General features: G+C 28.2%; 16 protein-coding genes. 8 read left to right on the top strand and 8 right to left on the bottom strand.

Annotated features, from left to right (window positions below; genetic code table 11):
• The first annotated feature begins 4 nt into the window (after nucleotides 1–4).
• A complete protein-coding gene (locus tag CRU95_RS05530; RefSeq protein WP_258238639.1) occupies nucleotides 5–1,051 on the top strand; it encodes a succinylglutamate desuccinylase/aspartoacylase family protein in 1,047 nt (348 codons plus the stop codon).
• A 1-nt stretch (nucleotide 1,052) separates the two neighbouring features.
• Nucleotides 1,053–2,099: a peptidase M42 gene (locus tag CRU95_RS05525; protein ID WP_129100144.1), complete on the top strand. Its 1,047-nt coding sequence runs from the start codon at nucleotides 1,053–1,055 to the stop codon at nucleotides 2,097–2,099.
• 6 nt (nucleotides 2,100–2,105) lie between these two features.
• On the opposite strand, the gene CRU95_RS05520 is transcribed toward CRU95_RS05525, so the two are convergent.
• From CRU95_RS05520 to CRU95_RS05490, 7 genes are all read right to left on the bottom strand, one after another.
• Nucleotides 2,106–2,882 carry a CorA family divalent cation transporter gene (locus tag CRU95_RS05520; RefSeq protein ID WP_129100143.1) on the bottom strand — a complete coding sequence of 259 codons (777 nt, stop codon included), beginning with the start codon at nucleotides 2,880–2,882 and terminating at the stop codon, nucleotides 2,106–2,108.
• Nucleotides 2,882–3,283, bottom strand: coding sequence for an ester cyclase (locus CRU95_RS05515; protein ID WP_129100142.1), 402 nt, complete (start codon nucleotides 3,281–3,283; stop codon nucleotides 2,882–2,884). Before CRU95_RS05515 ends, CRU95_RS05520 begins: the two co-directional genes overlap by 1 nt.
• 65 nt (nucleotides 3,284–3,348) lie before the next feature.
• Nucleotides 3,349–4,614 (bottom strand): DNA polymerase IV, encoded by a 1,266-nt coding sequence (locus CRU95_RS05510; RefSeq protein WP_129100141.1) that lies wholly within the window; start codon nucleotides 4,612–4,614, stop codon nucleotides 3,349–3,351.
• 266 nt (nucleotides 4,615–4,880) lie between these two features.
• Nucleotides 4,881–5,408: a rhomboid family intramembrane serine protease gene (locus CRU95_RS05505; RefSeq protein ID WP_129100140.1), complete on the bottom strand. Its 528-nt coding sequence runs from the start codon at nucleotides 5,406–5,408 to the stop codon at nucleotides 4,881–4,883.
• A complete protein-coding gene (locus CRU95_RS05500; RefSeq protein WP_129100139.1) occupies nucleotides 5,398–5,979 on the bottom strand; it encodes a hypothetical protein in 582 nt (193 codons plus the stop codon). The genes CRU95_RS05505 and CRU95_RS05500 overlap by 11 nt, the downstream gene beginning before the upstream one ends.
• Nucleotides 5,980–5,983: 4 nt before the next feature.
• Entirely contained in the window at nucleotides 5,984–8,401 is a 2,418-nt protein-coding gene (gene lon / locus CRU95_RS05495) for an endopeptidase La (protein WP_129100138.1), read from the bottom strand.
• Nucleotides 8,402–8,429: 28 nt separating this feature from the next.
• Nucleotides 8,430–9,098, bottom strand: a complete 669-nt coding sequence (locus CRU95_RS05490; RefSeq protein ID WP_129100137.1) for an outer membrane protein assembly factor BamD — start codon at nucleotides 9,096–9,098, stop codon at nucleotides 8,430–8,432.
• A gap of 91 nt (nucleotides 9,099–9,189) precedes the next feature.
• Between CRU95_RS05490 and CRU95_RS05485 the strand changes: the two genes are divergently transcribed.
• Genes CRU95_RS05485 through CRU95_RS05470 form a run of 4 tightly spaced genes read left to right on the top strand, consistent with a single transcriptional unit; the run spans nucleotide 9,190 to nucleotide 10,921 of the window.
• Entirely contained in the window at nucleotides 9,190–9,954 is a 765-nt protein-coding gene (locus CRU95_RS05485; RefSeq protein WP_129100136.1) for a pyrroline-5-carboxylate reductase, read from the top strand.
• Complete coding sequence (locus CRU95_RS05480; protein WP_129100135.1) at nucleotides 9,935–10,228, top strand: hypothetical protein; 294 nt, start codon at nucleotides 9,935–9,937, stop codon at nucleotides 10,226–10,228. The genes CRU95_RS05485 and CRU95_RS05480 overlap by 20 nt, the downstream gene beginning before the upstream one ends.
• A complete protein-coding gene (locus CRU95_RS05475) occupies nucleotides 10,212–10,562 on the top strand; it encodes a type II secretion system protein (protein WP_129100134.1) in 351 nt (116 codons plus the stop codon). Before CRU95_RS05480 ends, CRU95_RS05475 begins: the two co-directional genes overlap by 17 nt.
• On the top strand, nucleotides 10,559–10,921 hold the full coding sequence (locus tag CRU95_RS05470) for a hypothetical protein (RefSeq protein WP_129100133.1): 363 nt from the start codon (nucleotides 10,559–10,561) through the stop codon (nucleotides 10,919–10,921). The genes CRU95_RS05475 and CRU95_RS05470 overlap by 4 nt, the downstream gene beginning before the upstream one ends.
• Here the strand turns inward: CRU95_RS05470 and rdgB are convergent.
• A complete protein-coding gene (gene rdgB / locus CRU95_RS05465) occupies nucleotides 10,916–11,506 on the bottom strand; it encodes an RdgB/HAM1 family non-canonical purine NTP pyrophosphatase (RefSeq protein WP_129100132.1) in 591 nt (196 codons plus the stop codon). The two genes, CRU95_RS05470 and rdgB, sit on opposite strands and share 6 nt — an antisense overlap.
• Nucleotides 11,507–11,582: 76 nt before the next feature.
• Between rdgB and CRU95_RS05460 the strand changes: the two genes are divergently transcribed.
• Nucleotides 11,583–12,896 (top strand): MFS transporter, encoded by a 1,314-nt coding sequence (locus CRU95_RS05460; protein ID WP_129100131.1) that lies wholly within the window; start codon nucleotides 11,583–11,585, stop codon nucleotides 12,894–12,896.
• A 1-nt stretch (nucleotide 12,897) separates the two neighbouring features.
• Complete coding sequence (locus CRU95_RS05455) at nucleotides 12,898–13,545, top strand: transglutaminase-like cysteine peptidase (RefSeq protein WP_129100130.1); 648 nt, start codon at nucleotides 12,898–12,900, stop codon at nucleotides 13,543–13,545.
• Nucleotides 13,546–13,555: the final 10 nt, after the last annotated feature.

The following is a 13,555-nucleotide window of genomic DNA, read 5'->3' as shown; positions in this document are numbered from 1 at the left end:
CTAGATGCAAAGTAGTGATTTGGTAATTGGTGGTATTGTTGTACCAAGGGGAAAAGAAGTAAAGATAAATTTAGAGTTACCAAAACTTTATAATACTCCTACAAATTTGCCAATAAGAGTAATACGAGGTAAAAAAGCAGGACCGATAGTTTTTATAAGTGCAGCAATTCATGGGGATGAATTAAATGGTATAGAGATTATTAGAAGAATCAGAAAACTAAATATTTTAAAAAAACTACATGGAACTATAATCTTTGCACCCATTGTAAATGTTTATGGAGTTATGACACTATCTAGATATCTACCTGATAGAAGAGATTTAAATAGAAGTTTCCCAGGAAGTGGTAAAGGCTCAATTGCAAGTAGAATTGCAAAAATCTTTTTTGAAGAGATAGTTTCAAAGTGTGATTTAGGAATTGACCTGCATACAGGCTCTATTCACAAATCAAACTTACCACAAATAAGAACAAATATGGATAATGAATATACTCTAAAACTAGCTCGTGCTTTTGGTGCACCTGTCATCTTACACTCAGAATTAAGAGATGGGTCACTAAGAGCTGAAGGTGAAGAAAGTGGTATACCAATACTTCTTTATGAAGCAGGTGAAGCATTGCGTTTTGATGAAACGTGTATAAGAATCGGAGTAAAAGGTATTATTAACGTCTTAAGAGAAAATGCCATGCTTCCCAAAGTAATACGAAAAGGAAGTAAGACTCCAATAACTTCAAGAGTAAGTAAATGGATAAGAGCCAGTGAAAGTGGAATGATAAGAACAATAAAAGCCTTGGGCGATATTGTAAAAGAGAATGAAGTTATTGCTTATATTGATGAACCATTAGATGATAATAGTTTTGAAATATTAGCACCCTTTGATGGAATCATTATAGGGAAATCTCAAATTCCCCTTGCTCAAGAAGGTGATGCGGTTTTTCACATAGCAAAATTTGGTAACTTAAATATTGCCGAAAACAAGATGGAATACTTCAATGAAGATGCCATAAAACAAAGCGAATTTTACGAATTAAATAATGAAGAGATAATAGAATAACATGGAAAAATTTTACGATATTTTAAAACAGCTAATTAGAACACCAAGTGTTGTGGGAGCAGAACATCCTTTTTTTATGAGAGTGAAAAGAGAGCTTGAAGAATTAGATTTAAATGTTGAATACTATGATGGTGTTTTAGTTGCAAAAGGAAGTAATCCACAAGAGGGATATATTTCTGCCCATGCAGATAGACATGGTTTGATTTGTACAGGACATAATGAGTTCCAATATGCTGCTTTTATTGCAAAAAATCAAGCTGACTTAAGAGGGAATTCAAACTCTGAAAAACTTTTAAAAAACTTTGAAATGAGATTTATGGATCATAAAGTTCAATCATATGAGCCATGGTCTGGAAGTTATTTGGGAATGGGAGTTATTAAAGATGCCTTTCTTTGTGATAGAAGAAAAAATATTATTTTTAAAATTGATGGTCTTAAACATCTTCTACCCGGAACTGCTATAGCATTTATGGATACGCTGAACATAGATGAGAATGGCTTAGTTTCTGCTCAACTTGATAATGTTATCTCTATTGCTATGATTATTTATTTGTACCATCTTGGATATCAAGGAACTGCATTTTTTACAGCAAGTGAAGAAGCTGGAAAAAGTTGGAGATTTTTACTTGAATATTTCAGAAGATTTAATTTAACAACAGATGAACTTCTTGTTTTAGATACAAGTCCATACAGTAGTGTAGATCATATTACAAATTTAGATATTGTGTTGAGGAATAGAGATGAAAATGCTGTTTTCAAATCACCTTTAGAAGAAAAACTTAAAAAAATAGTTATTGAAAATAATATAAATTACCACTACAAAGATGCTTATTTAGAAAATCAAATGTTAAGTGCAGGAACAAAAGGTTCAGTGGGAGTTACAGAACTAGGAAGAATAATTGATGCAACAGATGGTGAGATTCAAGGTACAACTCTTCAAATTCCAACTATTGGATATCATACAGTAAGGGAAACTACTACTAAAAAATCCATAGATACAATGGTTTTAATTTTATCAAAACTTTATATTGAGAAAAAAGATAACTAAAAACAGTTATCTTTTTTTAATAAAAAACACTAAAAGAATTGATACAATAGCTGAAAAAAGAAGTATATTTATTACAAATTGAGTACCACCAATTCCTTGAGTAAAAGGTAAAGAAGTAGTATTCATACCAAAAAATCCAACAATTAAATTTAATGGTAGAAATATTCCTGATAGTAAAGTCAAAATATAAACAGTTCTATTCATCTGCTCATTATTTTCTACTATATATGAGTTATGCAAAGCATCAAGCTTTTCTAAGAGCATTCCAGAGTTTCTATGTGCTCTGCTTAAATGTTCTTGCATATCTTCAAAGTTACTTTTTAAATAGTCGTCATCTTTCTTATAATCATTTATCAATACTCCAATAACTTCAACACATTTAAATAATACTCTATTCATTTTAATAAAATCATTTTTGTAAGAAAACCATTTTTTATTAAAATTTTTATCTATTTTGTTTTCATAAAAGCTATCTTCAATATTTTCTATTTCATTTATGTAATTACTTACCATGTTCAATATTGAATCAATATCTTTATTTAAGAATTCATAAAATCCATCAATATTTTTTAAATCAACAAAATTTCTATTTTTTCTATCATAATAAAAATAAGAATTATCTGTAATTATAAAAGCTTTACTTACTGGAACTACTCTATTGTTTGTAATTTTAGGAATTCTAATTATAAATAAATCATAATTTTCATCTTTGAAAAATACTGAAGGGTGGGCTTCATTATCAATATCAGTTAGGTGAAAATCATCTATTGTATTTAATTTCATTATTTGCTTAATTGTTTATATAATGAATTTAAGTCACCTAAAACCCAAATTTCTTTTATTTTGTCATCTTCTATTCTAAAGAATGAAGCTCCGTTATATCTTATTCTTCTATTAGTCGCTTCTATGTCAAAAAGTTTTCCTAAATGCGTTCCATTATATATAGCTCTTGCACTCACTAAATTATTTTCTGCAATCATAAGTTCAACCCCATGATATAAATTTGGGAGGGCATGCAAAATCATATCAAAGTACTCTTCAAACTCTTTTTTACCATGTGTTTCTACATCTAATGTACCTCTAAAAAGTATATCATCATGAAATAGTTTATCAATATATGATTTATCTTTTTTATTCCAAAGGTTCTCATAATAAGATTTTACGATTTCTTTATTTCTGTTCATTTTCTCTCTTTATTGAAATTTTAAAAATTATACTACTTTTTTTCTTTTTTTTTCGATTATTTATATTAAAGTTCTGTTGCATTTTTAATTATATCAATTCCATACTTGTCCCTTAACTTATTTAATTTATTAGTTAATTCTAAATTCTTTTTGTCCTTTTCATACTCAAAAAGGTTAAAACTGTGATTTTTATTTTCTATAAAATTTGATACAGATAAATTCAATTGAACAATATAATGAGTTGGATGAATATCTATAGTTTTAAAAAGTTCTAAAATCGAGTTTTTAAAATATGTTTCATTGAAAAGTCTATTTGTATTTATATAATCTTTTGATTTGTTTTTATAGTCATAACTTATTTGTAAAAAGAATGTTTGGGGAGTAACTTTTTCTTTAAATACTAAAAAACTAAGATACCTACATAAAATAACAAGCCTTCTATTTATCTCAACTCTATCTTGCACAGGATCAAAGGTTCGTCCTATTCCTATTGATTTTTTAGTAGTTTTTGTTTGTGTTTTTTCTTTGTCTAATCCTAATACTCTATTATAAAGTTGTATTCCAGATTTTTTCCACGAATAAAAAAGCTCTTTTTTATCTCTTATTTGACCTAGTCTTCTAATTCCATGTGCTAATAATTTTTTTTCAGTACCTTTTCCTATTCCTGGGAATTCTGAGATTACTTTATCTTTTATAAAATCATAAACTTCATCTTGTTGGACTATTTTTATACCATCTGGTTTTGCACCATTTGTCGCAAGTTTTGCTATATATTTTGTATTTGCAATACCTATAGATATTGGTAATTTAAACTTTTCAAAAACTTCATTTTTTAAATCTTTTGCAAAATTCCCAATATCATGATCTTCAATATATCCACTTAAATCTATAAAAAATTCATCAATACTAGATTGCTCCACATGGGGAGTTTTTGTGTATAAATACTTGTTAAGTCTTTGGGATAAATCATGATACAAAGAATAATCAGGGGGAATCATTATCAAGTGAGGACAAAGCATCAAAGCTTCATTTACACTCATAGCAGTTTTTACTCCATATCTTCTAGCTTCATATGAAGATGTTGTAATTATTCCTCTTATTCGTCCATTTTGATCTTTGTAATACTCATCAGAACTCTTACTATTTTTTGTTAAAATCGAACTTACAAAAGCACCATTACTTTCACTTAATACTTTTTTATCATTTGATTTATTATCAAATATTGAGGTATTACTTCTTCCTCCAACAGCAACTGCTTTGCCTAATAGTGTACTGTCTAGTGTTCTATGGGCAGATACAAAAAATGAATCGATATCTAGGTGTATAATCATAAAGCTATTATACAATATTTTATTACAATTTGATATAAAATGGCATAATGTAATATTTGACTTTAAAAAAATATTGCTGTATATTTTCAATTTTAAAGGATAAAAAATAGAACCTTGTAGAAACTGTAAAAGCCAAATAGAACCAAAGCTAAGACAATGTCCCTATTGTGGGATTTTAAACCCTACTATTAAATTAAAAGAGATTTTTATTGGAATTTTTTTCGTAATAGCTGTTATGAGTATAGTTACTTATTTTGTAAATTAATTTATTTAAAAAATTTACCCATAACAAAACCAACAGCCAAACCAATAAGATGAGCATACCAAGCTACTGGAAGACCTATTAAAACAGGTGCAACAGAGATAATTAAAATCCAAGTAATGATACCTTTTCTTTGATAAGTATCAATTAGTGCAATATAACCTAAAAGCACACAAATTGCCCCTGATGCACCTACTAAATTATTATTCATACCAATTGCTTGCATAAAATAAAAACTTAATAATGAAGTTATTATTCCCCCCATGAAATAAAGAACTAATAAGGCTTTTACACCTCTATATTTTTCTATCATATTTCCAAATTGAAAAAGTACAAACATATTCATCAAGATATGACCTACTCCACCATGAGCAAACATTGTAGATAAAGGTTGATACCAAAGTCCCTCAAGAAAGAACATATTTAGTCCTAAATATAAAGAACCATTATTCATATTTATTTGAACTAGGTACATTACAACAGTTATAAAAATAATTATATTTGTGACAGTTATTAGTTTTTCATTTTGCATTGTGTTTAAAAGCCTTTATTGTACATTCTATTCTATTTTTAATCTCATTTTTATCATAATGTAAAAAGTTTGTTTCCATCATAAAGACTTCTTTTCCATTTATTCTAAAAGAGCTTAATATAGTCCCAGCAAAAGATTTACTTTTTTCATCTTTTTTTCTAGGGTCATTTTTATCGTTTTCTATGATTTCATATTTTATTTTTAAGTATTTTACTGGATTTTCTCTTTGAGCAAAAGCAATTGAACTTCTAAAAAAACTATCTGCTTCATCTACAGAAATTTTATTTTTTAAATAAAATTTCCCAAATCGAGGTTTTGTAAAACCTCCACTTAAAACATACAAACCATTTTTAAAAAAATAACTTGCATCTTTTAAGAGTTCAGGTCTTGTGATAGAATCAAAAGTGAAAGTTTGTTTTTGACACTCTAAATTAGAGTTCACCCTAACTTCTTTTTTCACTTTTGGTCCATATTTAGAATAAAGAGTTATTACTACAGAAATCATAATAATAGAAGCCAAAGTAAAAAAGTTATTTACTATTTGACTTGCTCTTTTTTGGCTTGCGCTCATAGAGTTAAATTAAACCCTCTTTTAGTACATCTTCAATCTTGTCTACTGGTTTTATTTCTAAAGCATTTTTAACTTCTTGTGGAATCTCTTCTAAATCTCTTTCATAATTTTTTCTAGGAATTAAAGCTTTTTTCATTTTTGCTTTAAATGCAGCAATCAGTTTTTCTTTTAATCCACCTATAGGTAAAACTTTTCCTGTAAGCGTTAACTCTCCAGTCATACAAATATCAGACTTGATTTCTTTATTACTTAAAATAGAAGCAATAGTTAAAGCCATTGTAATACCAGCACTTGGTCCATCTTTTGGAGTTGCACCTTCAGGAATATGTAAGTGAATATCATATCTTTTGTAAACTTCACTTGATTCTAAAACTACATTTTCATCTTTTTCTTTTAAAGACATAGGAATAAGGTTTTGATCAATTTTTACTTTACCTTCATCAATTAAAACTTTTACAACTGAATATGAAATTCTTGATGACTCTTTCATTACATCACCTAGATTCCCAGTAACAACTAAGCTACCTTTTCCTTTTAGTTTTATAGCTTCGATTTTTAATACATCTCCACCAACAGCTGTCCAAGCTAAGCCATTAGCAACACCAACCATATTTTTTTTATCTGCTGGGTCTATTTCAAAAATAGGATTATCTAAGAACTCTTTTATATTCTTAGTATTGATTAAAACTTTCGATTCATCTTTTGATAATATTTTCTTTGCAGCTTTTCTAAATAGTTTAGAAAAAACTCGTCTAAGATTTCTAACCCCTGCTTCTCTTGTATATTTTGAAATAATTGTTTCAATTGTTGTTTGACTCATACTTATTTCAGTTTTTTTCAGTCCATGTTTTTCTAACTCTTGAGGTATCAAATAATCTTTTGCGATATGATACTTTTCATTTGGAGTATATGAAGATATTTCAATAAATTCCATTCTATCTCTAAGTGCTGCTGGTATTCTTCTAGCATCATTTGCAGTTGATACAAAAATCACTTGTGATAAATCTATTGCAAAATTTAAATATAAATCTCTAAATTCATTATTTTGTTCAGGATCTAAAACTTCAAGCATAACAGCTGTTGGATCACCTCTGTTATTTGCTCCTAATTTATCTATTTCATCAAGAACCATTACTGGATTCATTTTTTTAGCATCAACCAAGCCTTTTACAAGTCTCCCTGGCATTGCTCCAACATAAGTTCTTCTATGACCTCTTAATTCATTAACATCTTCCATCCCACCTAAAGCAACTCTTACAAGTGGTCTTTTTAGTGCCTTTGATATAGAGTTTGCTAAAGAAGTTTTACCAACACCTGGAGGTCCCACAAAACAAAGTACAGTTCCTCTTGATTTGGCATTTTCAACTCCCCTTTGTTCTAAAAGTTGTTTTACTGCAAAATATTCAGAGATTCTCTCTTTTGCTTTTTCTAGGGAATAGTGATCTTTATTTAATTGTTTTTCAACTGCATCTACAGATATCTTTTCATCAGAGTATTGTCCAAATGGTATATCTAAAACTTGTTCCACATATGTTTGTAAAAGTGAAGCATCAGGTGAATCTTGATGCATACGAGAAAGCTTTTCAATTTGTTTTTTTGTCTCTTTAAAAGCATCTTTCCCCATAAAAGGCTTAAGTTTTTTTAGCCTTTTAGAATATGATTTTACCTCTTCATCTTTTTTATTTCCAGTTCCAAGTTCTTGTTGTATTGCTTTTATTTGTTCTTTTAAGAAATAATCTTTGTGTGTTTTTTCAATTTTAGAATTTACTTTTTGAGTAATATCTTTTTGAATTTTAAAATTTTCTATCTCTTTTTGTATTATTTCTATAATTGAAACTAATCTAGCTTCAATATCTGTTTGAGAAAATAATTTATAAGCTTGTGATTTAGTCACCTTTAAAACAGAAGATATTAAATCTGCAATTCTAACTGCATCATTATTTTCATCAATAGTTTTTATCAAATCAACTGGAAACTTAGTATTGATTTTCGATAATTTTCCTACATTTTCTCTAAGAATATTTAATATAGAAGTGACACTTTCTAGTGAATATGGTTTTGTTTGTATTAATTCTACTTGGCAAACATCTGGGTTATCAAGTTTAAATTGACTAATTCGCCCTTTTGCTAAACCTTGAAAAAGTACTTTTATTTTACCATCAGGTAAAGATACTTTTCTCATAATGTTACCTATTACACCAACATCATAAAATTGACCATCAGCTCTTTCTTGGCTCTCTTGCCCATCTTTGCTCACAGCAACTATTACTAACTTATTTTCATTTATTGCTTTTTCAACTGCACTTATATTAGTCTTATTGTTTAAAAAAAGTGGTGCAATCATAAATGGGTATAAAAATACCTCATCTTCAATAATTAATGGTAATTCCTGTGGAAATTCATCATAATTTGTTAAATCCATTAAAATTAACTCCTAAAATATATTTGTATTATTCGAAGATTGCTCTATACCATGGAACATTTACTTCTTTTATCTCTTTTGGGTCAACCCAATTTTTACTTACTTTTTCTTCATAAAATTTTGCAGCTTTTGGTTTATCAATTCTTGTGTATAAATCTGCAATCTCTTTATCAAAAGAAGCTTTTGCCATAGCTAATCTTGCATTTATTGTTCCTACTAGTGGCATATATGGAGAATTTGGAAACTTGATAATAAACTCATTTATCTCTCTTTGTGTTTCTGTAATCAAATTTTGTTCTCTAAACTCAGAAGAAAAAGATAAAAAGTTTGCTTTAATTTTTAAGTATCTAAAATAATCAATACTTTTACTCACTCCAAATCTTTTAGTATATTCATCAATATAAAAATTTGCTAAGGCATACTCTTCTTCTTCAATGTGTGCATTAACCAAAATTTCTAATGCTGTTGCTAATAAAGGTGAATTTTTATGTTCACTCTCTAAAGAAATATAAGCATCATCTGCACTTTCTAAATCACTAGTTGCTATGTCATCAGTTATTTTATTATACCAATAAATAGCAGGCTGACCATACTCTTTAGGTCCTTTTTTTGATGAACAAGATATAAGAGTCATTGCAAACCCTGCAATTATTACCAAACTCAAACTCTTCTTTGCTATTGTGCTTAAACCAATCATTATTACTATCCTTTTGTAAAAAGAAGTATTTTAACTAATCCAAGCTTAGGAAATATTTGATATAATCTAAAAAACAATATTAAGGTAAAATATGAAAATCACATTAATAGGTAATGGAATGATGGCAAGAGCCTTAGCAAAAGGTTTAATAGAAAGTCATGAAGTCGAAATTTTGGGAAGAGACCAAGTTAAATTAGAGAAATTAAAAGAATTAATACCAGAAGTTGAAGTAAAAGTTTTAGATGATATTGAAGATATTACAAATAAAAATATAATTTTTTGTGTTAAGCCTTACGCCTTACAAAGTGTAGCAGTAAGACTTGAAGGAAAAGCAAACTTATTTATATCAATTTTAGCCGGTACAAAAATTGAAAGTCTAAAAAAACATATATTATCAAAAACATATATTAGAGTTATGCCAAATGTTGCAGCTTCAATTAGAAAATCTATGACTACAATTACAGGTGATAGAGAAGCAAAAAATATAGCACTTGAACTATTTAATTCAATTGGTAAAACTTTATGGGTAAATACAGAAGCACAACTTGACATTGCAACAGCAGTTGCGGGAAGTGGTCCTGCATTTTTGGCTTTAGTTGCCGAAGGTATTGCAGATGGTGCTGTAAAAGCAGGATTAGAGCGAGAATTTAGCACTTATTTAGTACAAGGCCTTTTTGAAGGAGTTGCTGGATTATTAGAAAAAAACCATCCTGCTGTTTTAAAAGACTCAGTTACAAGTCCTGGGGGAACAACAATCGCAGGAGTTGCATCCTTAGAAGAAAAAGGTGTAAGAGATGCTATGATTAAAGCAATCCAAGCAGCTCACGAAAAAGCCGTTGAAATCTCAAAAAAATAGTTTTATCTTTTTAGAAACGATTGTTTCTTTAATAGTTGTATCTATTATCGTAGCTATATTTTTTAAATTAAGTTACGATAATAATACAAATAAAAAATTCCAAAAATTAAATACACTCTCAAATAAACTTAAAAAGTCAGATTATTCAAATATGCAAAGTTCTCAAGAAGAGATTACTATTTTAGAAAATGGTGTAGGAAAAGAATTACTAGTGAAAAAGATTACTACAAATAGTGATGAAATAAAGTTATACAAATATGAACTTATCAAATAAAAAAGCATTTTCTTTAATAGAACTTATTGTTTGTATTTTTATAGTTTCACTTATTTCTATTTATTCAATCTATTTTTATAAAGAAATTTTTGTAAAAAATGAACAAACTTTTCAAGAAGAGAAAACAAAACTTGAACTTTTAAATTTCAAACTTTTTTTAGAGAAAAATTTAGGTTTTGATAAATTAACATACAAAAACAGAAATCTCTATTATGAAAACTCTTTACTTTTAAAAGATGTAAATAAGTATAACCTAACAGTAAATAATAAATATGCCTCAATAGATATCTGTTTAGAAAATAGAGTTTGTAAAGAAGTGGTTATTATAAAATGAAAAACTCTTTTTCTTTGCTTATTACTTTAATTTTGATATCAATATTTTCATTTTTTACTGTACTTATTCTTCAAACAAAATCATTATCTATTTCAAATCTAACAAATTCATATTTACAAACTCAAGCAAAACTACATATGGATTTTTTCAAAGATTATATAAATACTCTAGATTTGAAATCTAATTGCACCGAGAAGTTATCTTTTAATGATGATATTTATAAATTAAAAGCAAAAGTAACATTTGAAAAAGGGTGTTTAAGTACTCTTCCTCAAAGTGTCACTATTGATATTTTTATAAATGCAAAAACACTAAATAATGAAATAAATTTGCATAAACAACTAATCAAAAAGTTATAAAATCACCTCTAAAACTTTTTTTGCTAATTTTAAAGCTTTGCTTCTATGTGAAAACTCATTTTTTTCCTCATGAGTTAATTCACCTAAAGTTCTATCATAACCTTTTGGAATAAACATAGGATCATATCCAAAGCCTTCAGATCCTATCTCTTTTGGAATCACATTTCCATACATCCAACCATGTACAGTTGAAACTTCACCTTTATAAATAATACATATACAAGCTGTATAATGAGCTGGCGTTATTTGCAAGTTATTTTCTTCTAATTTTGAGATTAATTTTGCATTATTTTCTTTATCACTAGCACCCTCACCTGCATATCTAGCTGAATAAATCCCAGGCTCATTGTTTATTGCAGGAACTGTGATTCCACTATCATCTGATATTACAATGTATTCTTCACTATTTAATTTATCATATATTGCTTTTGCTTTTATTATTGCATTGCCTTTAAAACTATTGGCATCCTCAATTATTTCCATATTTCCAATTAGCTCTTTGAAAGTATATACCTCTTCATTTGGTAGAAGCTTTTTGAACTCCCCTATTTTTCCTTTGTTTGATGTAGCTAAAACTATTTTCATTGCTTTCCTTATTTATGTTATATTAATATATTTAGTATATAATTTTTTCTTATTTTATCAAACTTCAGGATTATAAATGATTAAATCTATTATGCCATTAAGTGTTATTATTTCACTAAGATTTTTCGGATTATTTATTGTATTACCAGTTATCTCTGTATATGCAATGAACTTACAAGGTGCAACAACTACTATTGTTGGAATTATAGTTGGAGGATACGCTCTAACTCAAATGATTTTTCAAGTTCCTTTTGGAATTATGAGTGATAAACTTGGTAGAAAAGGAACTATCATTCTAGGACTTATTTTATTTGGTTTAGGATCAATAATTTGTTCTGTTTCAAATGATATCTTGACTTTATTACTTGGAAGATTGATGCAAGGTGCAGGAGCTATTGGAGCAGTTGTAACTGCAACTATAAGTGACTTAGTAAAAGAAGAACAACGACCTAAAGCGATGGCTTTAATGGGTGGAAGTATTGCTATGGCATTTGCTTTTGCTATGATTTTAGGACCAACACTAGGTTCTTGGTTAGGAGTTCAGTCTTTATTTATTATTACTGCTGTTATTGCCTTTGCTTCAATTTTTGTTTTAATAAAAGCAGTTCCAAATCCTCCAAAAATAACTCACACTTATAATAAAAAAGGTGCTGTTACATCTGTATTATTCAATAAAAACTTATTAAAAATGAATCTTACAAACTTTTTACAAAAAGGTTTTATGACTTTTGCTTTTATGATTATTCCTATGGTTTTAATAAAACATTTTGAATGGTCAATGTCAGATTTATGGAAAGTATATATGCCAGCTACAATATTTGGAGTGCTTGCGATGGGACCAGCTGCTATATTAGCTGAGAAAAAAGGAAAATATAAAGAAGTGCTAATCGCTGGAATTATTTTCTTTGCTATTTCATACCTAGTAATTGGAACATCATCTAGTGCCACTATTTTTGCAATTGGTGTAGTTTTATTTTTTATAGGTTTTAATGTACATGAACCAATTATGCAATCACTTGCTTCAAAATATGCAAAAGTTCACCAAAGAGGTTTTGTATTAGGAGTATTTAATTCTTATGGTTATTTTGGAACTTTTATTGGTGGTTTATTAGGTGGAGTATTTTTTGAAAAAGTAAATCTTTTTGATATAGTAATAGCAATAGCAGCTATTTGTATTGCTTGGGCAATTATGATTTTTACACTTCCAAATCCATTGAAAAAACAAACTGCTTATTTAAATTTAGATGACTATGACAAATCAAAGTTTTCAAATTTTGAAAATAGTGATATAATTGATGAATGGTATGTAAATGATACAGAAAATCTTTTAATAGTAAAATATGATAAAGATAAAATAAGTGAGGATGAGCTAAAAAGCACTTTAAAATGATATGAGAAAAAAACCAATCATCTCTTTTCTTCTTATTATTACTTTTATAAGCTTTGCCTTTAGTGTAAAGACATTTAATATTTCTCAGGAAAAATTAGATAAATTTACGCAAAAATATGGCGAAAAAGCTAGAATAAGAGTTTTAGTTTGGGATGAGATGGTTGAAAATGCTAAATCAAAAGATATTCTACACAAACTAAAAGATGTAAATGACTTTTTCAATAAAATAAGATATGAAACAGACCAAAGCCATTGGAATAAAAAAGATTATTGGGCAGCTCCTTTTGAATTTATGGGTACAGGAGCTGGAGATTGTGAAGATTATGCAATTGCTAAATACTTTACCCTAAGAAAGCTAGGTGTTCCTGAAGATAAATTACGAATAACCTATGTAAAGCTACTTCAAAGGGGAACAAAATATGAACAAGCTCACATGGTTTTGACATATTATCATACACCAAGCTCTACACCTGTAGTCTTAGATAATGTAAATAAAATATTAAAACTAGCCAGTAAAAGACCAGACTTAAAACCAGTTTATAGTTTCAATGCCCAAGGATTATGGGAAGCGAAAAATAAAGGTAAGACTTCACAACTTGTGGGGAAAAATAATCTAAAATCTTGGAAAGATTTAATGAGTAGAATTTAACAAAGGAAAA

The organism is Arcobacter sp. F2176 (genome assembly GCF_004116465.1).
Lineage (GTDB): Bacteria > Campylobacterota > Campylobacteria > Campylobacterales > Arcobacteraceae > Arcobacter > Arcobacter siniprincipis.
The sequence above is the reverse complement of the archived record's forward strand: the minus strand, read 5'-3'. Positions and strand labels throughout refer to the sequence as shown.

Coding starts and splice junctions, on each gene's coding strand:
- CRU95_RS05525 (WP_129100144.1), top strand. CDS start 1,053: ATGGAAAAATTTTACGATATTTTAAAACAGCTAATTAGAACACCAAGT.
- CRU95_RS05520 (WP_129100143.1), bottom strand. CDS start 2,882: ATGAAATTAAATACAATAGATGATTTTCACCTAACTGATATTGATAAT.
- CRU95_RS05475 (WP_129100134.1), top strand. CDS start 10,212: ATGAACTTATCAAATAAAAAAGCATTTTCTTTAATAGAACTTATTGTT.
- CRU95_RS05530 (WP_258238639.1), top strand. CDS start 5: ATGCAAAGTAGTGATTTGGTAATTGGTGGTATTGTTGTACCAAGGGGA.
- CRU95_RS05455 (WP_129100130.1), top strand. CDS start 12,898: ATGAGAAAAAAACCAATCATCTCTTTTCTTCTTATTATTACTTTTATA.
- CRU95_RS05470 (WP_129100133.1), top strand. CDS start 10,559: ATGAAAAACTCTTTTTCTTTGCTTATTACTTTAATTTTGATATCAATA.
- CRU95_RS05500 (WP_129100139.1), bottom strand. CDS start 5,979: ATGAGCGCAAGCCAAAAAAGAGCAAGTCAAATAGTAAATAACTTTTTT.
- lon (WP_129100138.1), bottom strand. CDS start 8,401: ATGGATTTAACAAATTATGATGAATTTCCACAGGAATTACCATTAATT.
- CRU95_RS05515 (WP_129100142.1), bottom strand. CDS start 3,283: ATGAACAGAAATAAAGAAATCGTAAAATCTTATTATGAGAACCTTTGG.
- CRU95_RS05485 (WP_129100136.1), top strand. CDS start 9,190: ATGAAAATCACATTAATAGGTAATGGAATGATGGCAAGAGCCTTAGCA.
- CRU95_RS05505 (WP_129100140.1), bottom strand. CDS start 5,408: ATGCAAAATGAAAAACTAATAACTGTCACAAATATAATTATTTTTATA.
- CRU95_RS05510 (WP_129100141.1), bottom strand. CDS start 4,614: ATGATTATACACCTAGATATCGATTCATTTTTTGTATCTGCCCATAGA.
- CRU95_RS05490 (WP_129100137.1), bottom strand. CDS start 9,098: ATGATTGGTTTAAGCACAATAGCAAAGAAGAGTTTGAGTTTGGTAATA.
- CRU95_RS05460 (WP_129100131.1), top strand. CDS start 11,583: ATGATTAAATCTATTATGCCATTAAGTGTTATTATTTCACTAAGATTT.
- rdgB (WP_129100132.1), bottom strand. CDS start 11,506: ATGAAAATAGTTTTAGCTACATCAAACAAAGGAAAAATAGGGGAGTTC.